This is a genomic window from Micromonospora sp. HUAS YX12, from assembly GCF_040215685.1.
In the GTDB taxonomy this organism is placed as follows: Bacteria; Actinomycetota; Actinomycetes; order Mycobacteriales; family Micromonosporaceae; genus Micromonospora; species Micromonospora tulbaghiae.
This window is the reverse complement of the sequence record NZ_CP157974.1, coordinates 1,348,375-1,373,384: the sequence shown is the minus strand read 5'-3', so window position 1 is coordinate 1,373,384 and position 25,010 is coordinate 1,348,375. Positions and strand designations below refer to the sequence as shown.

General features: G+C 65.9%; 24 protein-coding genes and 2 pseudogenes. 14 read left to right on the top strand and 12 right to left on the bottom strand.

Annotated features, from left to right (window positions below):
• Window positions 1-103: 103 nt before the first annotated feature.
• Window positions 104-535, top strand: coding sequence for a helix-turn-helix domain-containing protein (locus ABIH81_RS06835; protein WP_349879528.1), 432 nt, complete (start codon window positions 104-106; stop codon window positions 533-535).
• 288 nt (window positions 536-823) lie between these two features.
• Complete coding sequence (locus ABIH81_RS06830; protein WP_349879527.1) at window positions 824-2,302, top strand: endo-1,4-beta-xylanase; 1,479 nt, start codon at window positions 824-826, stop codon at window positions 2,300-2,302.
• A 73-nt stretch (window positions 2,303-2,375) separates the two neighbouring features.
• On the opposite strand, the gene ABIH81_RS06825 is transcribed toward ABIH81_RS06830, so the two are convergent.
• The 3 genes and pseudogenes from ABIH81_RS06825 to ABIH81_RS06815 all read right to left on the bottom strand — a co-directional run.
• Window positions 2,376-2,540, bottom strand: a complete 165-nt coding sequence (locus ABIH81_RS06825; protein ID WP_349879526.1) for a hypothetical protein — start codon at window positions 2,538-2,540, stop codon at window positions 2,376-2,378.
• Between the two features lie 23 nt (window positions 2,541-2,563).
• A pseudogene (locus ABIH81_RS06820) lies at window positions 2,564-2,853 on the bottom strand (hypothetical protein).
• A pseudogene (locus ABIH81_RS06815) lies at window positions 2,850-3,140 on the bottom strand (hypothetical protein); the annotation flags it as partial. The pseudogenes ABIH81_RS06820 and ABIH81_RS06815, both read right to left, overlap by 4 nt.
• A 464-nt stretch (window positions 3,141-3,604) precedes the next feature.
• Between ABIH81_RS06815 and ABIH81_RS06810 the strand changes: the two are divergent.
• A complete protein-coding gene (locus ABIH81_RS06810; protein WP_349879525.1) occupies window positions 3,605-5,026 on the top strand; it encodes a helix-turn-helix transcriptional regulator in 1,422 nt (473 codons plus the stop codon).
• On the opposite strand, the gene ABIH81_RS06805 is transcribed toward ABIH81_RS06810, so the two are convergent.
• The 3 genes from ABIH81_RS06805 to ABIH81_RS06795 form a co-directional block, all read right to left on the bottom strand.
• Window positions 5,027-5,593, bottom strand: coding sequence for an NUDIX hydrolase (locus ABIH81_RS06805; RefSeq protein WP_349879524.1), 567 nt, complete (start codon window positions 5,591-5,593; stop codon window positions 5,027-5,029).
• Between the two features lie 368 nt (window positions 5,594-5,961).
• Complete coding sequence (locus tag ABIH81_RS06800; protein WP_349879523.1) at window positions 5,962-6,744, bottom strand: transposase family protein; 783 nt, start codon at window positions 6,742-6,744, stop codon at window positions 5,962-5,964.
• 213 nt (window positions 6,745-6,957) lie between these two features.
• Window positions 6,958-8,979: a hypothetical protein gene (locus ABIH81_RS06795; protein ID WP_349879522.1), complete on the bottom strand. Its 2,022-nt coding sequence runs from the start codon at window positions 8,977-8,979 to the stop codon at window positions 6,958-6,960.
• Window positions 8,980-9,279: 300 nt separating this feature from the next.
• Between ABIH81_RS06795 and ABIH81_RS06790 the strand changes: the two genes are divergently transcribed.
• From ABIH81_RS06790 to ABIH81_RS06780, 3 genes are all read left to right on the top strand, one after another.
• Window positions 9,280-9,450: a hypothetical protein gene (locus ABIH81_RS06790; protein ID WP_349879521.1), complete on the top strand. Its 171-nt coding sequence runs from the start codon at window positions 9,280-9,282 to the stop codon at window positions 9,448-9,450.
• Window positions 9,451-9,700: 250 nt separating this feature from the next.
• Window positions 9,701-10,108 (top strand): helix-turn-helix domain-containing protein, encoded by a 408-nt coding sequence (locus tag ABIH81_RS06785; RefSeq protein WP_349876492.1) that lies wholly within the window; start codon window positions 9,701-9,703, stop codon window positions 10,106-10,108.
• Complete coding sequence (locus ABIH81_RS06780; protein ID WP_349876491.1) at window positions 9,997-10,779, top strand: IS630 family transposase; 783 nt, start codon at window positions 9,997-9,999, stop codon at window positions 10,777-10,779. Before ABIH81_RS06785 ends, ABIH81_RS06780 begins: the two co-directional genes overlap by 112 nt.
• Window positions 10,780-10,859: 80 nt before the next feature.
• On the opposite strand, the gene ABIH81_RS06775 is transcribed toward ABIH81_RS06780, so the two are convergent.
• The 3 genes from ABIH81_RS06775 to ABIH81_RS06765 all read right to left on the bottom strand — a co-directional run bounded on the left by ABIH81_RS06775 (window position 10,860) and on the right by ABIH81_RS06765 (window position 12,910).
• Complete coding sequence (locus ABIH81_RS06775; RefSeq protein WP_349879520.1) at window positions 10,860-11,621, bottom strand: NYN domain-containing protein; 762 nt, start codon at window positions 11,619-11,621, stop codon at window positions 10,860-10,862.
• 33 nt (window positions 11,622-11,654) lie between these two features.
• A complete protein-coding gene (locus ABIH81_RS06770; protein WP_349879519.1) occupies window positions 11,655-12,659 on the bottom strand; it encodes a hypothetical protein in 1,005 nt (334 codons plus the stop codon).
• A 107-nt stretch (window positions 12,660-12,766) separates the two neighbouring features.
• The gene (locus ABIH81_RS06765; RefSeq protein ID WP_349879518.1) at window positions 12,767-12,910 is read right to left on the bottom strand and encodes a hypothetical protein; all 144 of its coding nucleotides are present in this window, start codon (window positions 12,908-12,910) and stop codon (window positions 12,767-12,769) included.
• Window positions 12,911-13,878: 968 nt separating this feature from the next.
• Between ABIH81_RS06765 and ABIH81_RS06760 the strand changes: the two genes are divergently transcribed.
• The 8 genes from ABIH81_RS06760 (at window position 13,879) to ABIH81_RS06725 (ending at window position 21,589) form a co-directional block, all read left to right on the top strand.
• Window positions 13,879-15,087, top strand: coding sequence for a tyrosine-type recombinase/integrase (locus tag ABIH81_RS06760; RefSeq protein ID WP_349879517.1), 1,209 nt, complete (start codon window positions 13,879-13,881; stop codon window positions 15,085-15,087).
• Between the two features lie 75 nt (window positions 15,088-15,162).
• The gene (locus ABIH81_RS06755; RefSeq protein ID WP_349879516.1) at window positions 15,163-15,537 is read left to right on the top strand and encodes a PadR family transcriptional regulator; all 375 of its coding nucleotides are present in this window, start codon (window positions 15,163-15,165) and stop codon (window positions 15,535-15,537) included.
• Complete coding sequence (locus ABIH81_RS06750) at window positions 15,534-16,481, top strand: hypothetical protein (protein WP_349879515.1); 948 nt, start codon at window positions 15,534-15,536, stop codon at window positions 16,479-16,481. The genes ABIH81_RS06755 and ABIH81_RS06750 overlap by 4 nt, the downstream gene beginning before the upstream one ends.
• A 476-nt stretch (window positions 16,482-16,957) precedes the next feature.
• Window positions 16,958-17,329, top strand: coding sequence for a hypothetical protein (locus tag ABIH81_RS06745; protein ID WP_349879514.1), 372 nt, complete (start codon window positions 16,958-16,960; stop codon window positions 17,327-17,329).
• Between the two features lie 272 nt (window positions 17,330-17,601).
• On the top strand, window positions 17,602-18,489 hold the full coding sequence (locus ABIH81_RS06740) for a hypothetical protein (protein WP_349879513.1): 888 nt from the start codon (window positions 17,602-17,604) through the stop codon (window positions 18,487-18,489).
• A 275-nt stretch (window positions 18,490-18,764) separates the two neighbouring features.
• Window positions 18,765-19,718: a hypothetical protein gene (locus ABIH81_RS06735; RefSeq protein WP_349879512.1), complete on the top strand. Its 954-nt coding sequence runs from the start codon at window positions 18,765-18,767 to the stop codon at window positions 19,716-19,718.
• 13 nt (window positions 19,719-19,731) lie between these two features.
• The gene (locus tag ABIH81_RS06730; protein ID WP_349879511.1) at window positions 19,732-20,379 is read left to right on the top strand and encodes an ABC transporter ATP-binding protein; all 648 of its coding nucleotides are present in this window, start codon (window positions 19,732-19,734) and stop codon (window positions 20,377-20,379) included.
• A 64-nt stretch (window positions 20,380-20,443) separates the two neighbouring features.
• Complete coding sequence (locus ABIH81_RS06725; RefSeq protein ID WP_349879510.1) at window positions 20,444-21,589, top strand: ABC transporter permease; 1,146 nt, start codon at window positions 20,444-20,446, stop codon at window positions 21,587-21,589.
• Between the two features lie 626 nt (window positions 21,590-22,215).
• Here the strand turns inward: ABIH81_RS06725 and ABIH81_RS06720 are convergent.
• From ABIH81_RS06720 to ABIH81_RS06710, 3 genes are all read right to left on the bottom strand, one after another.
• On the bottom strand, window positions 22,216-22,935 hold the full coding sequence (locus ABIH81_RS06720; RefSeq protein ID WP_349879509.1) for a hypothetical protein: 720 nt from the start codon (window positions 22,933-22,935) through the stop codon (window positions 22,216-22,218).
• A 776-nt stretch (window positions 22,936-23,711) separates the two neighbouring features.
• Entirely contained in the window at window positions 23,712-24,395 is a 684-nt protein-coding gene (locus ABIH81_RS06715) for a hypothetical protein (protein WP_349879508.1), read from the bottom strand.
• On the bottom strand, window positions 24,392-24,940 hold the full coding sequence (locus ABIH81_RS06710) for a SigE family RNA polymerase sigma factor (RefSeq protein ID WP_349879507.1): 549 nt from the start codon (window positions 24,938-24,940) through the stop codon (window positions 24,392-24,394). Before ABIH81_RS06710 ends, ABIH81_RS06715 begins: the two co-directional genes overlap by 4 nt.
• Between the last annotated feature and the right edge of the window lie 70 nt (window positions 24,941-25,010).

The window sequence follows — 25,010 nt, the reverse complement described above, 5'->3', positions numbered from 1 at the left end:
TTGTTCTTGAGGGATGACCTGCTCCACGATGGAGGGGTAACTTTCCTTCGGGAAGTACGCACTTCGGAGTGCGTTGGGTACCCCCGGGTAGGAGGCGCGGACGATGCCGACGCAGACGGCGGCGCAGAAGCGGGCGCAGGCTCGGGCCGAGTACGACGCGTTCCTCGCCGGCTGCCCGAGCCGGCAACTCCTGGACCGGATCTCCGACAAGTGGGTGGCGCTGATCCTGGCCGCGCTCGGCCGCGACGGCCCGGACCACAGCGCGGCGCCGCAGGTCATGCGCTACTCCGAGCTGTCCCGCCGGCTGGCCGGGGTCAGCCAGAAGATGCTCACGCAGACGTTGCGCTCACTGGAACGCGACGGCCTGGTCATCCGCACCGTGACGCCGAGCGTGCCGGTGACTGTCACCTACGAGCTGACCGACCTCGGCCTGTCGCTGCACCGGCTGACGTACGGCATCAAGGTGTGGGCCGAGGCGCACATGGACGAGGTGCACGCCAACCGCGAGCGGTACGACGCCGCCGCCGATCGCTGACCGGCCGCGCCGGGATTCTCCGAAACTTTCGGTCCTAGGCGCGGTTCTCGTCGCGCTTCGCCCTCACGGACATCTGTGGACTCCCGCGCTGATCAGCCGGTTGAGTCCATGTTCGCGCTGACATCGACATTGACCGATCGTGCCGTCGCGGATATCTTCCCAGGGAAGTTACCGGTACATCTTCGAAAAGTTTCAGGGCAGTGACGCGGGGTGGGCGCACCGCCGGCTCCCACCCGCGTCCAGCCGGGCATCGCCAGCGCATCATCGTCCGATATGCAGAGGAGTGTCATGAAACATCTACCGAGGCGCAGCCACCGCGTGGTGCTGGCCGCCGTCACCAGCGCGCTGGCACTGGCCGGTGCCGCGCTCGTGGTGCCCAGCCTGGCCCAGGCGGCGGCGAGCACGCTCGGCGCCGCCGCGGCACAGTCGGGCCGCTACTTCGGCACCGCCATCGCGGCGAACCGCCTGGGCGACTCCACGTACAGCACCATCGCGGCGCGTGAGTTCAACATGATCACGGCCGAGAACGAGATGAAGCCGGAAGCGCTGCAGCCCCAGCGGGGCCAGTTCAACTTCTCCTCCGGTGACCAGATCTACAACTGGGCGACGCAGCGCGGCCTCCAGGTCCGTGGGCACACGCTGGCGTGGCATGCGCAGCAGCCGGGCTGGATGCAGAGTCTGAGTGGTAGCAACCTGCGTCAGGCGATGATCGATCACATCAACGGGGTGATGGCCCACTATCGGGGCAAGCTCGTGGCGTGGGATGTGGTGAACGAGGCGTTCAACGAGGACGGCAGTCGTCGTCAGTCGAACCTTCAGGGCACCGGCAACGACTGGATCGAGGTGGCGTTCCGTACCGCGCGGGCGGCTGATCCGTCGACGAAGCTCTGCTACAACGACTACAACATCGAGAACTGGTCGTACGGCAAGACGCAGGGTGTCTACAACATGGTCCGGGACTTCAAGTCCCGGGGCGTGCCGATCGACTGCGTGGGCCTGCAGACCCACTTCACCGGCGGCAGTTCGCTGCCGGGCAACTTCCAGACCACGCTGTCCAGCTTCGCGGCGCTGGGTGTGGACGTGGCGCTGACCGAGGTCGACGTCACCAACTCGTCCACCAGCCAGTACGCCGGGCTGACCCAGGCGTGCATCAACGTGCCGCGCTGCATCGGCATCACCGTCTGGGGTGTCCGCGACAGCGACTCCTGGCGCTCCAACGAGAACCCGCTGCTGTTCGACGGCAGCGGCAACAAGAAGGCCGCGTACAACTCGGTCCTCAACGTCCTCAACTCCGCCACGCCCAACCCCACGCCGACCGGGACCGCGTCGCCGACCGCCGGACCGACCCCGACCGCCGGCCCGACCACGCCGCCGCCGTCCACCGGCGCGAGCCGGATCGTCGGCAACCAGTCCGGCCGGTGCATCGACGTGCCGAACTCCTCGCAGAGCAACGGCACCCGGGTGCAGCTCTACGACTGCCACGGCCAGACCAACCAGCGGTGGACCTACACCTCCAGCCGGCAACTGACCGTGTACGGCTCGATGTGCCTGGACGCCGCCGGCTCCGGCAACGGCTCGGCCGTCCAGATCTACAGCTGCAACGGGCAGACGAACCAGCAGTGGAACGTCAACTCCAACGGCACCATCACCGGAGTCCAGTCCGGCCGCTGCCTCGACGTCTGGGGCACCGGCAACGGCCAGCAGGTGCAGATCTACGCCTGCAACGGCCAGGCCAACCAGCGGTTCCAGCTCGTCGCGACGAGCTGACCTCCTCGTACGGAAAACGGCTCACCGTCGTGGTCTCGGCCACGGCGGTGAGCCCTTTACGTTGTGCCCGGTGTCAGCCGATCAGCAGCTCGGTGCGGTAGTCGGCGGCCAGCGCCGCGGCCCGGTTCCGGCGCTCGGCCTGCTCCTCCTCGGTGAGCGCCGGCGGCGGCGAGGCGGGACCGTCCACCCGGTCGCCGACGCGCAGGAAGTACTCGTCCTGCCCGGGCAGCATGATCATCACGGGCTCCTGGCCGGATCGAGTCATCGTCTCCTCCGCGTCATCGGTGACGCGGACGGGTCGGTGTTGCGTACTCCTGGCGTCGGTAGCTCCGTTTCCCGGGTCCAGCCGAGAAAACGTCGGTGCAGACACCGGCCGGTGTCCAGGGCATGTCCTCGGTGGCCTGAACGAGGTAGGAGCCGAGGTAGAGGGCCAGCGACACCGGTGCGTCGGCATACTCCGCGCGCAGTTCCCGCTTGCGGGTGGGGCAGGGCCAGGGCAGGTCGCAGCCGCCGCAGCTCCAGACCGGCATGACCGGGCCGTGGGTGGTCACCGCACACCCTCCAGAAACCGGGCGGTGATCGTCCGTGCCTGCCGGCTGGTCGCCCATTCCACCTGCCAGCAGGGGTACGGAGTCAGCCGCGACCACCAGGCGCGGCAGCCGGTGCACATGCCGTCGAAGCCTCGGACGTGCACGGCCAGGATCGCCTGCTCCTGGTCGTCCTTCACTGCGTGTCCTCTCCCGGCCAGTGGCCACGATTGATGGGGATTCGGTGCCGAGCGCGACAGGGCAGGTCGGCGCCGCAGCGGCAGATTCGTCGCCACTTCCGCCAGCACCAGACAGGGCGGTGCCTCCGGGCAAGAGTCAGGGCCGTCGCGACCAGGTAGTCCTCGTACGAGACGTGCCGCCTGCTCGGCGTTGTCCGGGCCGCCCTTCGGCTCATCGCTGCTCTGCCGGGTCCTGCGCCGACTCACGGGTGCCCTGGGGTCGTCGTAGCTGTGCTGCCAGGTCGAGTAATCGCTGTTGGGCTGCCGCGCGCTCGGCGTCCTGGTACCGCTGTCCTGTTCCGGGCGGTGGTGGCGGCTCGTGTTGCCGGAGCAGCCATCGCACCAACAGGTACAGGCGGCCTCGGAGGCGATCGGCATCGAAGTCCATGCTGGAGACGGTCCTGCCGAGCGGGGTGCGGCGACCATGTCGGCTGGCCATGTCACGGTGACATGAGCGGGCTCGACCTGCCCTTACACCGACCGTAGGCTCCTGGCTGAGCACCATGAGTAGTCGCTTGACAACGCTGGGAGCCGTTGTGCTGCTGGGAAATCTCCGGATACCCGACGAAGTCTGGTCGCGCGAGGACATGCACGAGGCGCTGGCGGCCCGAGACATTGGTGCCGTGTTTCGGCTGCTTGCCCGGCACACCGGCGCGAGCCAAACTCGCATCGGAGCGGCTGTCGGCCTGGAACAGGGCTACATCAGCCGAGTCATCGCCGGCCGGCGGGTGACCTCGATCGACGTGCTGGAGCGGATCGCCGACGGCTGCGGCATGCCCGACGAAGCCCGGATGACGCTGGGCTTGGCACCTCGCCAGCGTGCATGTCGTCCGGCCATGGCGGATTACCCGCGCAGTCGGCACAGTGACCTGCCGGCCAGCAGGTCTTGGCGCGAGGACGTCCGGGCCGCCGCGCAACTATGGGAAGGCGATGTGAACCGTCGAGACATGCTTCGCCAGACAGTGTTCAGCTCCACGGCATACACCCTGCCCGCCCTACGCTGGTTCACCGCCACCACGGCGCAGCCCGTCGAGCAGGAGGGGCGCCGGACGGTCGGTCAACCCGACATCGACACCATCCGCCAGATGACCGCCACCTATCGGCGACTCGACAACCAATACGGCGGCGGGCACGCGCGCGACAACGTCACCCGCTTCCTGCACCACGAGGTCACGCCCCTGATGGTCGAGGGCCGGTACGACCCGGCGACCGGCCGTAGACTGCTCACCGCCGTTGCCGAACTGACTCAACTCGCCGGGTGGCAGGCGTACGACATGGCCGAACACGGCCTCGCCCAGCGCTACCTCACTCAGGCCCTCGACCTGGCCAGAACGGCCGACGACCCCGGCTTGGGTGCCGAGATTCTCGCCGCGATGAGCCACCAAGCCACCTACCTCGGGCACGCCGCCGCGGGCGTCGACCTTGCCCGCGCCGCCCGGCAGACAGCACAGCGCGCCGGTCTCACCGTCCTGACTGCCGAAGCGCTGGTCATGGAAGCCCACGCCCACGCTGTCGCTCTCCACGAACGCGATTGCGCCGCCGCGCTTCACCAAGCAGAGCAAGCCCTCGACCGCGCCGACCGCAGCAGAGATCCGCAATGGCTCGGCTACTTCGACGAGGCGTACCTGTCAGCCAAGTTCGGCCACTGCTTCCACGCGCTCGGTCAACACCGTCGAGCTGAACGCTTCGCCGCTCGCTCACTGAAGATGGACGAACGCTACATACGCGGCAAAGCCTTCAACCTTGCCCTGCTGGCCAGTGTCCACGCTCGCCACGGCGAGGCGGAACGTGCCAGCGCCATCGGCACGGAAGCCCTCACCCTGACCACGCAGCTACGGTCGGCCCGGGCCGTCCGCTACGTGCGCGACCTGCAAACCGGCCTGATGTCCCACCGCAGTCGGCCAGCAGTACGGCAATTCATCACCCGAGTTGACGCGGCGCTCGGCCAGCGCCGCTGACTACAGCTCACCCCGAGCCTTGCGCGCCACCAACTCCAGCACCGCAATGACTGTGCCGGCACCAACGATCTCACCCTCGGAGACGAGTCGCCGCGCCTCCTCCAGTGGAATCCAGGCCACCCGCTCGGTCTCGTTGACGTCAACCGGGGCGCCGATGTGCTCCGCCTCCCGGGCAAGAAACAGCAAGTTCTCCGCGTCCGCGGTTGCCACCCACGGCTGAAACGACAGCAACGGCTCTACTGCCTCGGGACGCCACCCGGTCTCCTCCTCGACCTCCCGGACCGCGCACTTCGCCGGATCCTCACCGTCATCGACGTAGCCACCCGGCAGCTCCCACACCCACCGGTCGAACACGAACCGGTGCCGCCGCATCAGAAGCAGGCGCTCCTGGCCGTCGAGGACGGCAACCATGGCCGACCGGGGTGCACGGATCACGTACTGCTCGAAGCGGACCCCGTCCGGAAGCTCCACGTCCGCGATGCTCAGCCTGGAGCGTCGGCTCCCGTCGACAACCCGCTCACCATGAATCGTCCACCGTGTCGACCTGCCGGCCACTTCGTCCGTCACTCGGCCAGTATCCGACCAGCGGTACCGAGCCGCTGTCGAGCGGCGCCGTAGCGATCTGGCTCGCGGCGGTAAAGGGGACTCGAACCCTGAACGTATGGATTAGAAGTGCCCAGGTCATCACAGATTCGGCGGGATCGTCACGTTTGCTTACGGTCCGGGCAGCGGGGGCGCCGTCCCGTCGCGTCCGCGCTGGTCCAGCACCCGGTAACGCAGCGCCCGTTGACCGCAAGCAGCCAGCCCGGGCTAATGCTCGCGGTTTGCCGATGGGTCCGTCCTGGGTTGCGGGCGTCCGAGCACCCGTGGAGCACCCGCAGCCCTCGACCTCGCCTAGCGGTCGATCAAGCGGGAGCGGCATGACTGAGCCATTTTCATCCTGCGCAGCGGTTGGCTTCGACGTGGTGCAGGACGAGGATGGCCTGCACGATCGTCGTCGCTCGCTGCGGGCAGCAGCGCAGCTTGGTCAGGATTTTCCAGGTCTTGAGGGTGGCGATCGCGCGTTCACCGCGGGCGCGGACCTTCGCGTGGGCGCGGTTTACGGCCTTCTGCCGGCGTGACAGCTTCGGGCGGAAGCGGCGCCGCTTGAACGGGGTGCGCACGCTGCCGCCGGCGCCCTGGTAGCCCTTATCGGCGAAGATCATCACGTCTGCCCTGGTAAGCGCGTCGATGATGCCGTGGGTTCGGGCTGCGCTCAGGTCATGGACCGAGCCGGGCAGCGCCGGGGAAGCCCAGACAAGTCGGCCGGCGGCATCGGCGATGACTTGCACGTTCACGCCGTGGTGCTTGTGTTTCCCGGAGTAGTACGGCCGCTGGTCGGCGACCCGGTCGATCGGAATCAGGGTGCCGTCCAGGATCGCGTACGCCAGCCGCCGGATCCGTTGCATGGCGGTGGCGAGGTCATCGGCTGTAGAGCTGAGCAGGGCTATTGCTTCCTGGACGTAGCGCCAGGCGGTGGCGACGCCGATCTCGAAGCCGGCCGCGAGTCGGGTGTAGGTGTCGCCGTTACGCAGGTGGGCGAGAGCCAGCAGCGCCTGCCGGCCGGGATCGAGGCGCCGCCACCGGGATCGGCGCTGCTGACGGTGGCCGCGGATGCGTTCGGCGAGGTGGTTCAGGGTGCGGCTGGACAACGGAATCGTGGCGGGGTAGGACAGCATGGCGAGGCTCCCGGTCGGGGCTTCGAGTCTTGGTCGACAGCTGTCCTACCTGGAGCCTCGCACCCATCGATCACCGGGCCTGCCACACAGGCCCTGACCTGCAAGATCAGCTTGAAAACGGCTCACTGTAGTCACGCCGCTCCCTGTGCCTCACATCCCGACTTCGACGCCCAAGTCGCGGCCAGGGCTGGTCCGCTGTGCTCGAGTGATCGCCTACTGATTCTCGATGACAAACCGGACGCCTGCCGCATCCGATACGGCTGCGAGCACCACCCTGCCGCTGACCCCCCGGATAGGCTGACTAATTTCTGTCTGGTTCGCTAGATCCCAGACCTGCACGGTCCCGCTTTCGTCAGCCGTCGCCACGATCATGTGACCGTCAGGTGTCGGGCCAGCGGCGATCGCCGTGACTCCTCCTACCTGCGGGGTTTTGAATTCCGCGAGCATATGCCCGCTCTCAAGGTCTCCTGCGACGACTCGGCCCGTCGAATGACCGACGATTACCAACACTCGCTCATCTGAAGTCAATGCCAGCGCTACCGCGCTCACGTCATCGTCTACCTGCAGCGGGCTCGGACGAGTTTCGCCTCCGTGCGTGGTCCAGCTGATGATGGTCTTGCTGTCGCTGATCGCACAAAGGACAGCGTGTCCGTCCGGAGGAACAACGGCGGCAACCGCAGCGATTGACCAGGTATTTGCTGCCGGCATCGCGGCTATCTCGCCCCCCTCAGCCCAGTTCCAGTACTCCAGCACGCCATCAGTGCTGCTTGCAAGCAGCACGGGCCGACCACCAACGACCGCAGCCAGAGCTAAAGACTCGACGGGGTGATTTATCGGTTCGGTAACTGGTTCGGAGTCGGGCTTTGTGCCGTCGTGTCGCACGCTCCATAGCCGGACGCTGAGGTGCGCGCCTGCGCGGGCAACGGATAGCCCATGGCCACTTCGGTTAACTGCCACGAAAGCATCACCGGGGATGGCGAATGGCGGGGTGGCCGTTCGAGTTAGCTGTAAACTCTCGTTTACAAGCCAGGCGGAAAGCATGTTCGACTCTCGATCGCGCAGCAAGCCGTCCAACTGAATCTGGTCACCGTCGTTGAGGTAAGCCCTTCGCAGTCCTCGCCAACGTTGCGTCTCGGCGAGCGCAGCCATCTGAGCGTGAACGGCTGCCATACTCTTGCCGCTGCCAGTGGCGTGGAAGACCCGTACGAGTCCAGACGAAAACGCCGATAGGTTAGCGTCCTCTTCGGAGCTGTGCGCCATAACGAAGACCCTCCGTCGCAACGAATCCGAAGCAACGTGGTAGGGCTGTTCCGGGACTGGACGGACTGGCAGTACGGTCGTCTGTCGTTCCGGACGGTTGTCGAAGTGCGCGTCAACGATCAAGACAAGCTGCTTCGCAGGACTCAGTGCCAGTAGGTATCGGATGTCCCGGACACTGATCGCATTTATTGTGAAGCCGTCGGCGGTGGTGATGGTGTCAGCTGCGGACAAGTAAACCTCGGACGTCCGAGCATCCCGTATTCCGTGGCCGGTGTAGTAAATGATCAGCGTTTCTCGCGCCTGGGACGCCGCCTCGACGAACGATGACCAGAGGCGCTCCCGCGTCGGGTTCAACAGGAGCTCATTGGTGTCCGGCGATGGCCCGTCGGCGGGGGACTCTCGGAAGATCCCGGCGAGTTGCCTGGCTGGCTTCAGGTCACGATGGACGACTGGCTCCGCGCCGGCCGTTAGGTAAGTGTCGACGCCAACGAAGAGCGCTCGCCACTCGTCGCCATGGCTCGCCGGAACGGATTCGCTCACGACGCCGCCGGCCGATGAGGGTGCCGTCGGCTCGCTGGCGGTGGGAGGTGTGCTCACTCCTCCACCCGTCGGCCCGACAGGACCGGGCGAGTCGGGCCGAGCGCCAGCCGCGGGAGGCTCGAAGCCGTCCTCGTCATCACTGTCAGTGATCGTCGGTGGGAAGAGGTCCGGTACCTGGTCCGCCATGGCGGCCTGCCACAGCGCGTCGAAGTGGTCGCACAACTCGTCCGGGTCGGCCTTGCGGTCAATCTTGGCGAGGAACTCGACGATCCCGAGGAGCCGCGGCAGGCTGGGGATCCGGGCGACCGAGAAGACGTTCTTGATGATGTTCGGGCCGCAGTCGCACGCACGTGCCATGTCGCGGACCGAGGGCCACCCGGCCCGGGCATGGAGGATGTGCAGCTCATCGTTGAGCCGCTTCAATCTTCCGGTCACGCCAGGAGCGCGACTCAACGCCGCCATGCCACCCCTGAAGGTCAAGGCCCGCCCGCCGGGTGGCAGGCGCGATCAAGCGTAGTGACCTTCGATGCGGCGGTCGAATTGAACGCTCCTTCAGGCTCGCCGTGTACTGGAACGTACCGGGACGTGCCGCGACGCACGTCATCGGTGGCTGGGCGTGCCGTTCTGGCCCGGCCCGGCCCGTCCTGCCGCCGCCTGTAACGCAGCGTGTCTGTGGGCCTGGCCCGGCACCGAGAATTCTCGTCAGGTCCGGAAGGGTAGACGGAGGAGTTGCGGATGATCAACGAGCTTTCCAGCGCCGCGCTGGACGGCATTGTCGAGAACCTGCCGACGGCACTGATCATGGCTGGCCTTGCGGCAGCGGCCACCATGTTCGCTCGCCGCCGGCGTAGCCGGAGTCGAATTCGTAGCCGCAACGCGGAACGCGGCGGCGACGACGCTGCGTGAGCCCGGCGAGCGCTCAAGGTCGGTGCCCGACGGCCTTGAGCGCTCTGCTGGGCAGCGGTGCTGCCCAGCAGACGGAAATGCTTGGGCATCCGCTACTAGTAGCGTGTCGCTGCTAAGTTCTGGTGTGTCTTGTTGGGAGGTTGGTGTCGGCAGATCTTCCCCTTCCCCTCTGCCGGTCAGGACTCCCATGTCGTCGCAGAAGAAGCGGCCGGTCACATTGACTTCGGCTGATCATGAAGCACTGTTGAAGGTGACCACTACGGGTGTGCACCCGGCCTCGATGATCAGGCGGGCGCAGGTGCTGCTCGCGTTGGACACCTCGGCTGGCGAGGTGGACCCGGGTGAGGTGATCGCGGCTCGGCTGGGTGTCTCGGGCGAGACGCTGCGGCTGGTCGCGAAGCGGTTCGCCGAGACCGGCGGCGATATCTGGGCCACGGTGGGCCGCACGAAGCGTGCCGCGCCGCCGGTGCCGTCCCTGGTGACCGGGGAGGTCGAGGCGAGGCTGATCGCGCTGGCCTGTACCGCCCCGCCGACCGGGCATGCCCGGTGGAGCCTGCGGCTGCTGGAAAAGAAGGTCGCGCTCATCGACGACATCCCCGACCTGGACCACTCCACCATCGGCCGGATTCTAAAAAAACGAAACTTCGCCCTCATCTGAAGAAGTGCTGGAACATCCCGCCCAAGCAGAACGCGGCGTTCGTGGCGGCGATGGAGGACGTGCTTGCGGTCTACGCACGCCCGGCCGACCCGGACCGGCCGGTGGTGTGCATGGACGAGAAGCCCTACCAACTGCTGGCCGATGCCCGGGAGGCGGTCCCCGCCGTGCCCGGCCATGACCGCAAGGAGGACTCCGAGTACGTCCGCCACGGGACCTGTTCGATCTTTTGCTGGGTCCAGCCCCTCGCCGGCTGGCGCCATGTGGACGCCCAGCCCCACCGCACCCGGATCGACTGGGCCCGCCAAGTCCGCCGGCTCCTGACCGTCGACTTCCCCGACGCCGAGACCATCGTGCTGGTCATGGACAACCTCAACACCCACAACATCGCCTCGCTATATGAGGCCTTCGAGCCCGAGGAAGCCTTCGCGCTGGCCCAGCGACTGGAGATCCATCACACCCCCAAACACGGCTCCTGGCTCAACGTCGCCGAGATCGAACTCTCGGCACTTTCTCGCCAGTGCCTGGACCGCCGCATCGAGAACATCGACGTCCTCAACACCGAACTCGCCGCCTGGCAGGCCGACGTCAACGCCAACCAACGTCAAGTCCAGTGGCACTTCACCACCGACGACGCCCGCATCAAGCTCCGCCACCTGTATCCCAAGTATTAGCAGCGACGCTCTACTAGGCACTACCGCGACTTCGATCGCGGTGAGCTTTTGCGGTGGAGCACGCAGAAGGCACCCAGCCCTCAGCTCAGCGGCGGTGAGTCCAGGCGGTGCCGCGTCGAGGCGTGAGGGTCGCGAACGTAGACCACGGCGGGTTTACCGTCAGCGGGTAGTCGGCGGTCCACCTCGAAGAGAGCGGTGGCTGCGACGAGGTCGGTGAGTTTGGAGAACCCGTAGGTGCGGGAGTCGAAGTCGGGACGGCGTTTGGTGAGGATGTGCCCAACGCTTGCCAGGTGTGCCCAGCCGTCGTCGCCGGAGGCGGCTTCGATCGTGTCCCGGAGCAGCCTCACGAGGGTCGGGTCGTTGCTGGGGTCGACGATGGGCGTACGCGGCTTGACGGCAACCGCTTGATGCGATGCCGGAGGGTCGAGCTTGAGGTTCTCGGTATAGATGAACTTGTCGCAGGCGGCGACGAACGATTGGGGCGTCTTACGCTCGCCGAAGCCGTAGACGGTCAGCCCGAATTCACGGATCCGTGAGGCTAGGCGCGTGAAGTCGCTGTCGCTGGAGATGATGCAGAATCCGTCGAAGCGCCCGGTGTAGAGCAGGTCCATCGCGTCGATGATGAGGGCGGCATCGGTGGCGTTCTTGCCCGTGGTGTAGGCGAACTGCTGGATCGGTTGGATGGACTGCGCGAGAAGGTGTTCCTTCCAGCCACGAAGGCTGGTGCCGGTCCAGTCCCCGTAGGCGCGTTTGGCATGGGCTGTTCCGTACTTCGCGATCTCGGCCAGGAGCGAGGCGACGACTGCGGGCTGGGCGTTGTCGGCATCGATGAGAACCGCCAAGCGAGTGGTCCTCTGTTCGTTATTGTCCATGTTTCACCTGCTGGTTGAGGGTGAGGTCGCGGCAGATGCAGCCGGTGACTGCGTGGCGCGGATCGGCAAAAGGAAGGTTGCGGTGGTCAGTGCCGGGGCGCCGAAGCGGAAGTACGCGAAGAGGACCGCGTGCAGCCAGGCGCCCGGTCCGGTCAGGCGCAGCGGCTCGGTGTCGGCGAAGAGGAGCACCACCCCGTGCGGGTCGAGGTGGTATTCCATGACGGCGGTGTGGTCGAACGACAGCCACCGTCCGAAGGAGTAGCACCAGGTTCGCGTGGGGGTGAGCACGACCCGGGTGAGTTCGTGGTCGCGCCACTGTGGGCTGGCCATGCGTGCGGCCCGGGAGCGGGCGTTGCTGTTCCCGACGGCGTTGGCGAGCAGGGCGCCGGTGACGAAGGCCGGTGACCCGAACGCCACCGCAGAGGTCTGCTGGTAGGCCACCGTCGTGCCGTAGTGCCGCGCGTAGTGCAGCCGGGCGTCCAGGTGGACCGGCTCCTCGGTGAGGAACCCCGGGGCGGGCACGGCGCCCGGCTGCCCGCCCTGGGCGAGGAATTCGAGGGTACGACGCGCTGCGTCACGACCGTCCGCCCACGAGGTGTCGACGGCAGGGGGTCGTAGCAGCCGGCCGATGCCGTAGCCGGCGGTGTAGGTGGCCAGTGCCCAGGGGGCGGCGACGCCGACGACGGTCACGCTGAACCAGCGCCGGTGGCCGAAGCCGCGCCGGTGGCGTCCCTCCGCGACCCCCACGCACAGCCCGGTGATCGCCGTCGCCGCGACGTAGGCGCCAGCGATCAGTACCAGCAGGCCCAGGAGAGCGCTGACCTCCGAGCACGGCTCCGGAATATCGGCGTCCGAATCCCCGATCGATGATCCGTGGGCCCGCAGGCACCGCTCCGTGGACCGGTACGACCGGTCGACGCCCCACACCAACGCCGGTGTGACGACCGCGGTGGCGACGGCGGTGAAGGTCCAGTGCCGGCTCTTCGGCGGTGGGGGCACGAAGGACATGACCTTTCGTCGCTCCCTCAGTCACCGCATCAGTACGCTCCGACGCGCGATGCTACCGCTCGGCCGATATGCTGTGGGGCCCGCATGCGAGTCGTCGACCCCTGGGATCAGCCGAGTCCGGCCCGGTCGAGCCGGTCGAGCAGGCTCGGTTTGCGCGCGTGCCGCTCGCGCAACAGCCGCATCCGCTGCCGGAACGTCCCGGTATCGCCGTCGCGATCAGCGAGGGCCTTCAGGTCGGCGAGCAGGGCCACGGCCGCGTCGTACTCCCTGGGCCTTTTCGTTTCGATCATCGCGCTGGCCCGCTGCCGGCGTTCGCGCTCGGCCGCCGCACGCTCGCGGGCCGAAGTAGGGCCCCATCCACTCCCGCGGGTCGCCCTTGAGGTCGCCCCACTGGTAGTCGTTGACGAAGCTCGACGACGTGATCCGCGCCCGCGTCGACAACGCTCGCAACTCACGCTGCTGCGGCGGGGTCAACGGACGGTCGACCGCCACGAACTCGTAGTACTGGTACTCACTCACCGCCGACATCCTCCGCCGGGGATGCGTCTACGTCATCAAGCTTGTAGGCAGCTACTGGTGAACTTGAGCAGCACCCCACAAAGGCGGCGGCCCTGCAATGGGCCGCTGACATGCATAGGAGTGGGCCGCCAGGGACTCGAACCCTGAACCTATGGATTAAAAGTACGCAGGACGGGCCACGCCGTCCCAATCGTACTCTTCCTGAGTATCACACCGACCTGCTAGAACGCAACCAGGACGCACGACGAGCACCAGCCACTATGGATCCCGGGTGCTCCCCGGGTGCTCGTCTGTCCGACATGACCCCTGTCCAGCGCACGGCCGAACGTCCGAGACAACCCCCGCGAATCCAGTTCGGGACTTGCGGTCACGGTCGCGGTGCCCGACTGGCGCCGACCGCTGCCTTCTTCGGCTCACCTCAGGAGTCAGACGGCTCACGGTGCTCGGGCCGGCTGCGCGGTGACCGCCGCACCCGGCCGGACTCCCGTACCCATCTGTCCAGGTCTGTTGCGTGCTGAGCGTCGTCGGAGCTAACAGACGAGTTTCCTCGGGCAGGGCCACGCGATCGTGGCGCTCTGGAATAGACGAGTTGGTCAAGGAGGTGATCATGGGCGGTGACGGATCTGTTGGTGTATACCGCCGGTGCGGTTGCACGGACTTGGTGACGGGACGGCGTTTGGGCCCGCGGTGCCCCCGATTGATGGATCCCGCACACGGTAGCTGGTACTTCAGCGTCCAGCTTCCCCGCGACACGCCAGGCCCCGCCCGGTTCCGCAAGGGCGGCTTCCGCACCGCCCAACAAGCGACGACCGCCCGCGACAACGCACTGGCGACCGCGGCCGCCGGTACCAACCCACGCCGGATCACCGTCGAGCAGTGGCTACGCCGCTGGCTGCAGAGCCTGCCCGGCCGGGTCCGCCGATCAACCGCCGTCACCTACGGCCACCACGTTGACTACTACCTGATCCCGTACCTCGGCCACCACACCATGACCGGACTGCAACCCGCCCACATCGAAACCATGTTCACGACCATCGCCGCACTGCCAACCCGGTCCGGCACACCCATCTCCGCCGCGACGATGCACCGGATCCGGGCCACCCTCCGCCGCGCCCTGAACATGGCGATCCGCGAGCAACTCCTGCTGGTCAACCCCGCCCGGCTGATCCTGCTACCCCGCCCCCAGCGACACCGCCCACAACCCTGGTCCGCAGCCCGGGTGGCCGCCTGGCGACACGACGGCCAACGCCCCACCGTGTCGGTCTGGACACCAGAACAGCTCGCCCGGTTCCTCACCTTCACCACCGACGATCCGCTGTACCCGCTCTGGTGGCTCGCCGCGCTACGCGGCCTACGCCGAGGCGAACTCTGCGCACTGCGCTGGACCGACCTCGACCTAACCGAAGCCACACTCACGGTCAACCACCACATCGCCCACGCCCACGGCCGGCCCTACCTCGACGCGCCAAAAACCGCCGCCGGACAACGCACCATCGCCCTCGACCGCACCACCATCGCCGTCCTGCGCCACCACCAACATCATCAGCGACAGCTTTTCGCTGACGCCCGCAAACCGTGGCAGCCGGACGGGCCCGTATTCACCCGGCCCGACACCCGACCGATCCGCCCCGACTGGCTCACCCACTACTTCGCCGCACTCGTCACCACATCCGGACTTCCACCAGTGCGACTCCATGACCTACGCCACGGCGCCGCCACCCTCGCCCTCACCGCACACGCCGACCTGAAAACCGTCCAAGACATGCTCGGCCACACCAGCTACGCCTTCACCGCCGACACCTACACCACCGTCCTACCCGAACGAGCCAGGCAAGCCGCCGAAACCACCGCCCAACTCATCCTCAACGCCCAACACAAACTCCCCGGAACCAAGCCCGGACAGGCATAGGTGTCTCCGGGCATCTCAGTCGATCTCGACCAACACTTCGTTGCGAAGATATGCTTCCTGCGATAGGTTCCGTGTATGAAGACCCCGCTGCAGGAGCCCACGTTCCTGATCCTGACCGCTCTGGCGGAAGGACCTATGCATGGCTATGGGCTGATCCTCGAGGTGACGGAGTTGTCGCAGGGTCGACTGTCCCTCCGGCCTGGCACGCTGTACGGCTCCCTCGACCGGCTGGCCGACGACGGACTGGTGACAGTGGACCGGAACGAGATCGTCGACGGTCGCGCCCGGAAGTACTACCGCCTCACCGACGAGGGGACCAGGTTGCTGCGTACCGAGACGGATCGTATGCGCCGGGCGGTCGAGGCGGCGACCAGCCGTCTCGCTGGTCGTGGGGCGACGAAGCCCTTGATTGCGTCCCGCAGTGCGCGTTTCGCCGGTGGTATCGCATGACGTCCGTGCTGCGTCAGCGCTACACCAAACTCCTGCGCTGGTACCCCGCCGCCGACCGGACCGACCGGGGCGTCGAGATCGTCGATACGTATATGGACCTCGCCCCCGCCGGGCAGCGCTGGCCGCACCTCGCGGACGTCGCCGACCTGGCGGCCGGCGGGCTGCGCCAACGCCTGCGGGCCCGCAACGCCGTCGGACTCGCCGATGCCCTGCCGCTCGCCGGCACTATCGCCTTGGTCGCGGGAACCGTGCTTGCCACGATGGGCCTGATCCTCACGGAAGTGTTTCCGGATCCCGGTCAGTACGACGTCGGGGCCCCCACGCTGGGGCCGTTCCACACCCTTGGTTCGCTGGCGTGGATTACCTGGTTGCTTGTGCTGCCGGCAGGTGCCGCCGGATACGGACGATGGGCGGTCGCGATCGCGACCGCCGTGACGATCGGGGTGGCTGTGGCCGTAGCGGTCGTCCCCTCGACGGAGTTGACCTCGCTCCACCAGCCGAACTTGTTCGTGCTCGTGCCTCAACTCGCGCTCGGCCTGGTGGCACTGGCGGTGCCCCGCCGTCACAGCTACCGAGTCACCGCGGTCATCACCGCTTTCGTCCTCGCGAGCGGGGTGGCGACGGTGCTGATCGGGCCGTCCTATGACGTGCGGTACGAGGCAATTCTCGGCGCGTTGCTGTTCCTGGCACTCATCGTCACTGGTGCGGTCCTCACGGCCCGGCGAGACCGGCGCGCCTGGTGGCCAGCGATCCTGCTACTCGGGCCGGTGCTGCTGCTCGGTCCGAGGTTCGGCCTGGCCGCTGTGCAGGCACTGCCCGCGTGGGACAGCCGGCGAGGAGCCGTTGCCTGGGCCGCGATGTCCCTGTTGGTAGCGGTGGCTTCGCTGCTGATCGCGGTGAGTTGGCAGACGAGACGCGGTCGACACCGGGACGGCCTGGCATGAACAACAGATTTGGGAGCATGTCGAACATGCCACACCGAGTCAGGTCTCCAGTGGATACCGCAGTGCGTTCTGACCGGGAAGATCCGGTTGCTCCGCACCAGGCGGACGCCTCAAGTGAGGGCTGACGAGGACTGAGGCCCGGCGCGGCTCCCGTTCACCTCTGATGGCAGACCCGGTGGATCAAATACCCGCGCATTATATAGGCCCGGCACGAAGTGATCGAGATCACATCGTAACGCGGCCATAACCGCCCGAAAGGCACTACCGGTTCTCGCGAAAGCGACATTCAACCACTATCGGTCGAGGCGACGGGGTAGCGCGGGAAGTTCACGATCGTTAATCTGGTGGCGGTCCAAAGAGGCCATCCAAGGATTTCGCCTATCGATTTGATGGCGTACATGACCGGGGGATTCTGCAGGCCCACTGGTCGCGTGCTGCCCAAAATTCGGTAGGCCCGCCACGGGAGGAAAAGTAGCATGAGAACAGTTCGATCCCTATTGGTTGTGGCTGCGACAGCTGCATTCGCGACAGTCGGGCTGGCTTCGCCGGCGATGGCGGTGGACCGGAATTGTTATGACGGCTATTTTTGCGTCTACAAGGACCTGAACTTCAGTACGAGCAACTCCATGTACCGGTTCAACGTCAGCGACAACAACTGGGATGTCGGCCAGTCTGCGATTTTCAAGGCCGACAGCTCGTGGAGGAATTTCTACTCGCGTACCGCGCACGTGTGTGACTACGGCGTCCTCAGCAACACCACGATGGCTGTTCTGGGCGATGGTTGGGAGCTGAGCTACAGCCAAAGCTGGAACGATCGCGGCGAGGGGCACGCCTGGAGCAAGTGCTGACCTGCGTCCACTAAGGCATCTTGCGCCTGGTTGACGGACCGAGTTCGTGCGGGGTCGATCGGCACCGGCAACGCCGGGGCCGATCGCCTCCTTTCCAGAATCGACGTCTGTGTGCGCGAAGATTGACGCTTACAGCGCTCGAAGCGACCCGTGGTGTCTCGCTTCGTGAGGTGCAATCCACGCAAACGAGACACTTTGCTGTTGGACAAGGTGGGGAGAACGGGGTAATCGCGATGGGACGACGTCGAGCACTGTGTGTGACGGTGATATTGGTGGTGGGGCTCAGCGGATGTGGCGATGATCCTGCCTCCCCGGATGCTGAAGCGGCGGCTACCCGGGCACAAATGGCTTGGGATTCTGCTCAACAGCAGTACAAAGAGGTCGAAGAAATTGAGCGCAGGCTTGTTCGGCGGTGCTTAGCCGAGCAGGGTTTCCAGATCTTCCCTGAGGATGCCCCACCGGGGGATGAGCCAACCGAACGTCAGCGACCGGTTTCGCCTGATCTCACCGATGCCGCCCGTGTCGGGTACGGCCTCGATCCTCGTCGGCTACCCAAGGTGGAAGGTGCAGCCGACAACTCAGCGTACGCAAAGACACCTGACTCGTACAAGAGCAAGCTCACCACCGCCAAATATGGGCCGGAGAGCGAGAAGGTGTCGTTCAATGCCCCCGATGGTGCCAAAGTCGCGATTCCCCGGGCCGGTTGCCTCGGTGAGGTCCGATCCGGCTTGTTCGGCGACCTGAACGAGTATATCCGGCTGTCGTTTACAGCGTCCAATCTCGTACGGCAGGGCACGTCACGCGAGATTGAAGGCGATGCGCAGGTGCAGGCCGCCCTCGACCGTTGGAGGACCTGCGTCCAAGAGGCGGGTTACCCTGACATCAAGGGGTTCGCGGATATGAAGGAAAAAGCGCGGCAGCTCTACAAGAACATCGATCCCAGCAATGGCAAGGCGCTCGACGCCGCATTGGCGACTGAAATAAAAATCGCGACAGCTGAGGCGACGTGTACCAAGTCTGCGGGCCTTGACCAAGCGGTTGCGAAGGCGCAGGCCGAAGGATTTGTCGAGTCACTGGCCAAGTATGAGGCCGATATGGTCGCGTGGAACGCGATGGTGCGCGAGGCGTTGAAGAAAGGTCAGGAGATGTTGAAGGCATGACGGTCAGGCGCGGCAAGGCAGTCTTCGCTGCGGCGATCATGGTTGCCGTCGTCGCAGCGACACTGTCCATCTGGGCCGTTGCATCCCGTGCGCGCACGCCCGCCCAGCGGGCGGCGGAGGCGGCGCCGCCTCCGCCGTCGGAGCTGACCGCGACAGTAGAAGAAGGGCCGCTGTCCGACGGGTTCACTCTCCAAGGCAGCCTCCGCCGCCAGTCGAGGTCATCCGTGGAGGGCCCCACAGTCTCCGGTGGTAGGTCGGTTGTGACGGATCTACCAGTGAAGCAGGGCAGCCCAGTTCGAAACCGCCAGCTGATCGCCGTGGTGTCCGGAAGGCCACTCATCGCGCTAGAAGGTAAGTTCGCCAGTTACCGCGATCTGCGCCTGGGCGACGAGGGTCCCGACGTCCGGCAACTGCGGCTGGCCCTCGGCCTGCGCAGTGATGACGTCTACGATCGCGCCACTGCTGCAAGTGTGGCCCGTCTCTACCGACGAATCGGGTACCCCGCCCCTGCTGAGACGGTGCCTGCCGAAAAAGCACCTGCCACGACAGCGCCTGCTGAAGAATTACCTGCTGAGAAACCGCCTGCCGCGACAGCGCCTGCTGAGACGGCGCCTACCGGGGAAGCGCCTGCCGCTGCTGTGCGCGGGGGGTTTCTTCCTATGAGTGAGGTCGCGTTTCTGCCCTCGCTTCCGGCGACCGTAGTAGACGTTACTGCCGGCGTCGGTGACAAGGGCGACCAACCCCTCCTGACGCTGGCGTCTGGAGAGTGGCAGGTGGTGGCGACGCTCAGCGAGGATGACAAAGCGAAACTCAGTGATCTACCTGCCGATGCCAGCATGGCGATCAGTGAGGGGCCCGGTACCGGGAAGAAGGTTGTCCTTGCCGGGATAAGAACGGTCAAGACAGATCAACAGGGCGAGGTGAACTTCGAGGCGACTTTCAAGATTGCGGTCGCCTCTGGGGATGGTCTGGCCGATGGCGTTCCGGTGTCGGTACGCATCGTTCGGCGACAGAGCCCTCGCGAGGCCGTTGTCGTCCCGGTGTCCGCCCTGTGGACCAAGCCGGGCGGCCAGGCCGAAGTTCGCATCCTCTCGGATGCCGGTCGTACGGCGGTGCCGGTAGAGGTTCTGTTCGTTGTGGATGGGCGCGCCGCGGTGACCGGCTCGCCGGACCTCAAGGGCGGCGTACGAGTAATGGTCGGCTCCCGGGACGGCGGCTCCATTGGCTGACGCCGTCATTCGCTTGATCGACATCGCCAAGACCTTTCCGGGACAGGTGGCCGTGTCGGCTCTGAGCGGAGTAAACCTCGAGATCCGCCGCGGCGAGATGACGGCGATCGTCGGACCGTCGGGAGCCGGGAAGTCTACTCTTCTCAATATTCTAGGGCTGCTGGACGTCCCGACGTCAGGTCGGTACCTGCTGGATGGCAACGACACCTCAAGGCTTGCGGAACGGCAACTGACGTCCCTCCGTGCTGTCACGCTAGGCTTCGTGTTTCAAGCCTTCCACCTCGTTCCACACCTGAACTGTGTGGGTAATGTGATGCTGCCATTGGCCCACCAAGGGTGGCCTCGCCGTGAGCGGACCCGGTTGGCGACAGATGCGCTCGTCCAGGTAGGACTGGGCCACCGACTGTATGCCCGACCCGCAACCCTGTCGGGTGGGGAACGGCAGCGTGTGGCTGTGGCCCGGGCAATCGTGCACTCACCATCGGTGATTCTGTGTGACGAACCGACGGGCAACCTTGACCGGCAGAACTCGGTGCATGTCATGGATCTGCTTCGACAACTGGTCACCCAAGAGCGCTCGCTCGTCGTGGTAACCCACGACGATACGGTGTCGGCTTGCGCCGACCGAATCGTCAAGGTGGTTGACGGTGCCGTCTGCTGACCATCTGCGGCCCCGCCGGGCCACAACCCCGGTCAGGGATGTCATCGCTCAGTCCCTGCAAGCCATGGCTGGACGCCGGGGGCGCGCCGCACTCACGGCGTTGGGTGTCGCATTCGGCATCTGCGCCGCTGTGGCCACGCTGGGGATCACCGCGAGCGCTTCTCAGGCGGTCACTGCCAAGTTCGACGAACTGACCGCCACTGAGGTACGGGTGAAATACCCGACGCTCGATTCAGGCGCGCATGTTGCCCGACCGGAGGTTGCGCAGAGCCTGCGGGTGAAGGATCTCAACGGTGTCCGAGATGCGGGCCTGGTGGCCACGGCCGACGGGAATCCCACCATCTCGAACATTCGTAACGACGACGCGCCGTGGAGCGAGGCGACGGTGTTGGCCGTCCAGGACGGTGGCTTGGCAGCCACCGGCGCAACGATGGTCAGCGGACGTATGTTCGACGCTGGGCATGAGAGCCGGCGCGACAGGGTCGCTCTCCTGGACTCGGTAGCCGCGACCCGGCTCTTCGGCGCGGTGGGAGAGGGCTCCGGTGCAATGGTCTTCGTGGCCGACGTGCCCTACGTAGTTGTGGGCGTCTTCCAAGCGCCCTCGGGCAACACGGCCATGACTGGCGCGGTGGCGTTGCCGTACTGGACCGCCACCGGGCAGTCTGGACTGCGCTTCCCCAACTCGGAGATGGTTGTCAGAACTCAACTCGGGGCAGCGGACCAGGTGGCACGTGAGGTGCCGTATGCTATCGCCCCCCAGGCGCCGGATGAACTAGCGGTGCTGCTGCCGCCGGACTTGCGTTCTCTGCGTGCAGGCGTCGAGCGGGAGACTCAGGCGCTCTTTCTCGGTCTCGCGCTTGTCTCGTTGGTGATCGGCGCACTGGGTGTCAGCAATGTTTCGTACGTATCGGTGCTCGAGCGAAGAGCCGAGATTGGCCTTCGCCGTGCCGTGGGCGCCTCCCGCCGTGCCATCGCGGCGCAGTTCTGTCTGGAGACTGCTGGACTGGGCCTGATCGGCGGCGTCGTGGGGACTATTGCCGGCGTTCATGTCACCGCCGCGACCAGTCTCGCTAAATCCTGGCTCGTCATTCTCGATCCGATGGTGCTCGCTGGCGGCCCTCTAGTCGGTATGGTCACCGGGCTTGCGGCGGGTGTGTACCCGGCGATCGCGGCGGCCCGTGTACAACCGGCCGACGCCTTACGCTCTTGAACAGCCAGGTCTTGATACCTCGCACAGTGAACTCTGCTGCCGATGTCGGCCGTAACAGGCGACAGCAGCGCAGCTGTCTCACCCCGGTGGTGATCGAGGCGCCGCGTAAACTGCTCGTCGCAGCGCTGCCCGCCACTGGCCGACGTGTGTAGGTCTTGGCCGTGGCCGCCGTCCGGCTGATCTGAGCTTCACCCGCGCTGTCCAGCTCCGTAGAGGCCTTGGCCGCCGTCCGCACCCGCGCGGCTTGATCAACGCTGTAGCCAGCGCCAGTGTGCCGACCGTCGTCGATCAAGACGATCCAGGGCGCCCTCGCACCACCTGAATCCCGTTCAACCCTGCTGCACTCGGTCCCGCCGACAAAAGTTCGTCAACCCGCGCCCAGCCAGATCCCGGGCTCGTCGAACTCGTGCCAACCCTCAAGACCTGGAGATTCCTGAAAGCTCCGCTGCTGCCTCGCCGAGGTCCAGGGGGAGGGCCGTACTGCGGGGACCTTTGACACCTCATCCCGTCCCTACCAGACCTCGTCGACCGCTACTGTAGGAGACGGGAACACGATCAGGGCCGTGACCTCTGCGCTGCAGGTCACGGCCCTGATCGTCAATAGGCCTTACACGAGATGCAGGAACTTACTTGCCGCCGAGAAGCTTCCGATGGACGTCGTTGAACCTCTCGTTGTACGGCTTCGAGCAGTCGGCATGGTGCGCGTACGCTGCGTCCGACAGCTCCTGGCCCGCCTCCGTGCTCAGCTTCTCGGCCTGGAGACCCACGTACTCGTAGAATGAGTCGATCGACCTGATCTGGTGTCGGTGCGCTGCCATGCACGCGAGATAGTCGTTCTCGGCCGCCTGCACGGACGGGTCAGACTTAGCTTGGGCAAAAATCGCCTCCGCACGCTCGAGCCCGGCGTCCAAGTCCACCCTGGCAGCCGCTTGAAGCGTGCTGTCGAAACAGCCAGAGGACTCATCGGTGCCCCACAACGCATCACCCCAGGCGCGCTGCCGTTCGGGTGACAACTGGGCCACGATCAGCTCATTCGGATCAGAAGCGTGATTCCGCGACGCCTCGGTAGCTTCGATTACCGCGGCCTTGACGTCACCTCCCTTGGCCTCCGCCGCAGCGCGCGCCTCTTCGACGATCAGGTCGCGCGGAACTCCGACCGAGTAGTCAAATCCACGGCTTTTCATGCAGTCCGCAACCAGCTGTTCATGGCGGAGCACCTGGTCGCGCAAGGAGCTCGGCTTCTCGCCGTGGGCGGCTGGTTGGAGAAAAATCGAGGCGCCGACTGTCGCTGCAATGAGTGCAGCCACCGTGAGCAGCGCACGATTACGGCGTTTCACGTTATTCATAACGGCAGTCCGTTCTGGTCAGACGTAGATTTGGAGGAAGGCGTTGGATCTGCCGTATGCGGACTGGTACCTGTTGTGCGTATGAGTGCGGTCGGTCTGGTTGATCTTTATGCACCCTTCGGAGCGATAGTTGGAGTCTGACCATCCGGAGGTCCCTTGAGAATGGATGAACAGCTCCGTCCTGGTGACGCTACCGCCCGCGCACTTCTTCGAGCCGAGCTCCCAAACCCACCCGCGAACGACCGTGCTCCCCCAGGTCTTGTTGTAGTGAGCGAAACGGGTGCTATCCCTTGCGTCCGCCCAGTAGTAACCATCGGGGAGCCAGCCCCGGTTAGTCAGGCACTCGTTGGTACTTCCGTCACCACTACCAGCACGCTGACTGACGCGATATCGGAGACTGCCGATACTCATATACGCGACGAGCTGGCTGTTCAGTGGGCTCGACGGATTCTTGTCGAAGACGAACCAGGGCGAACCCGGGGTCGAGTCGTACGATGACGTCTCGGTGTAGGCCGATGCGGGTGCCGGCGCGACAGTGATGACAATTGCGGCGACCACTCCCACTACCAACAGCTTGTCTAACACTCTTTCGAGCAGGCTACTTTGCGGTAAGATGCTCCCCTTCGAGTCAGGCGTGCGCCGACGTCGCGGATGCGTACGAAGGCGGCAGACAGCTGGGAAGCCGGCCCCCGTGTGCGCGACAGAAGGGACCCTACGACGTATCGATGACTACAGTGACCCGCAGCGACATCTCACAAAGAACCTGATCGAAGCGGCTAAAACCCTCCATCTATGGAGGACGCGATCATCCACTTGACGTCTGCCTCGGAGATCTGATGCGGAGCTTCCTGCGGCATCCACTGCAGGACGAACAGGGAGCCATCGTGAATCCACTCCGCCTGCTGAACGTCCTCGTCCCCTTCGGTCACGTAGAGGCGAACCTTGACACCGCTGACCCGGATCTCTCTCGGAGCGACGTCGTCCACATGGCTCGGCAGCTTCGTGGTACCAGCATCCCGGATGAGACGCGGAAACGGGCCAAGCGAGTTGCCGGATGGCAGCGACTTGTCAGTGATCTCCGAGACGTACGCACCATCGAACGGTTTCTCGTCGAGCCTGACGAAGCGCTCCGCCGGCTCCAGGGTCGGGGTCGCGGTGGCGGACGATGCCGTGCTGGACGGCGTCGCCGTCGGGTTGGGCGCCTGCGCCGCCGGGCTGGACGGTGTGGTCGTGACCGTCGGGATCGGGAGGGCTGTCTGGTCCGCCGGACGTGACATCAGGGGAAGGCCCACCAACGCGGCGCCGAAGCCGAGGATGACCGCTGCGGTGGTGCCGGCCACGAGCACCTTCCGCCGGGCGCGGCGTCGCCTGCCTCCGGCGAGGATGGCGGAGGCGTCCAGTGGTGGCGTGGTGGCGGCAACGGCGTCCATCGCTTCATGCAGGTCCATCTCGGTACTCATCGGTTCTTGGTTCCTTCCCGAGCCGCGGTCTGCAGACCGTCGAACGACTTTTCCTGCAGTTCCTGGCGCATCCTGCGCAACGCTTTGTGGCACGTGGCCTTCACCGTGCCGACGCGCACCTGGAGCATGTTGGCCACGTCGGTCTCGGTGCGGTCGTCCAGGTAGCGCAGGACTACGACTGCCCTCTCCCGCCGAGTGAGGTGCCTCAGCGCGGCAAGGAGTGCCTGCCGGTCGTCGACCGCGCCGTATGCCGCGTCACCAGACTGCTCCGGCAGAGCGGCGGTCGGTGTCTCGTAGCGGCGGTAGGCAATACGCCACCAGTCCGTCACGGCGTTGGCGACCGCGGCGGCGACGTACGCGTACGGGTCATCGCGCTCGATCCGAGCCCAACGTTGGTACGCCCGGATCAGGACGCCCTGGACGATGTCCCGAGCCTGCTCCATGTCGCCGCACAGGAGGTACGCGTGCGCGACCAACCGGCCCGAGCGCGTGGCGACGAAAGCCGCGAACGACTCGTCGACGTCCGAACCTGATCCGATCTCCATGACCTCCTAGACGAAGAACCCACCCAGAAGGTTTACCGAAGCGCCGAGAAATTTCCGGCCGAGTAGTTGC

Excerpts from the sequence above, each read along its gene's own strand:
- ABIH81_RS06835 (WP_349879528.1), top strand. The coding sequence starts at position 104 with ATGCCGACGCAGACGGCGGCGCAGAAGCGGGCGCAGGCTCGGGCCGAG.
- ABIH81_RS06830 (WP_349879527.1), top strand. The coding sequence starts at position 824 with ATGAAACATCTACCGAGGCGCAGCCACCGCGTGGTGCTGGCCGCCGTC.
- ABIH81_RS06825 (WP_349879526.1), bottom strand. The coding sequence starts at position 2,540 with ATGATCATGCTGCCCGGGCAGGACGAGTACTTCCTGCGCGTCGGCGAC.
- ABIH81_RS06800 (WP_349879523.1), bottom strand. The coding sequence starts at position 6,744 with ATGCTGTCCTACCCCGCCACGATTCCGTTGTCCAGCCGCACCCTGAAC.
- ABIH81_RS06790 (WP_349879521.1), top strand. The coding sequence starts at position 9,280 with ATGATCAACGAGCTTTCCAGCGCCGCGCTGGACGGCATTGTCGAGAAC.
- ABIH81_RS06770 (WP_349879519.1), bottom strand. The coding sequence starts at position 12,659 with ATGTCCTTCGTGCCCCCACCGCCGAAGAGCCGGCACTGGACCTTCACC.
- ABIH81_RS06760 (WP_349879517.1), top strand. The coding sequence starts at position 13,879 with ATGGATCCCGCACACGGTAGCTGGTACTTCAGCGTCCAGCTTCCCCGC.
- ABIH81_RS06755 (WP_349879516.1), top strand. The coding sequence starts at position 15,163 with ATGAAGACCCCGCTGCAGGAGCCCACGTTCCTGATCCTGACCGCTCTG.
- ABIH81_RS06750 (WP_349879515.1), top strand. The coding sequence starts at position 15,534 with ATGACGTCCGTGCTGCGTCAGCGCTACACCAAACTCCTGCGCTGGTAC.
- ABIH81_RS06745 (WP_349879514.1), top strand. The coding sequence starts at position 16,958 with ATGAGAACAGTTCGATCCCTATTGGTTGTGGCTGCGACAGCTGCATTC.
- ABIH81_RS06725 (WP_349879510.1), top strand. The coding sequence starts at position 20,444 with ATGGCTGGACGCCGGGGGCGCGCCGCACTCACGGCGTTGGGTGTCGCA.
- ABIH81_RS06720 (WP_349879509.1), bottom strand. The coding sequence starts at position 22,935 with ATGAATAACGTGAAACGCCGTAATCGTGCGCTGCTCACGGTGGCTGCA.
- ABIH81_RS06715 (WP_349879508.1), bottom strand. The coding sequence starts at position 24,395 with ATGAGTACCGAGATGGACCTGCATGAAGCGATGGACGCCGTTGCCGCC.
- ABIH81_RS06710 (WP_349879507.1), bottom strand. The coding sequence starts at position 24,940 with ATGGAGATCGGATCAGGTTCGGACGTCGACGAGTCGTTCGCGGCTTTC.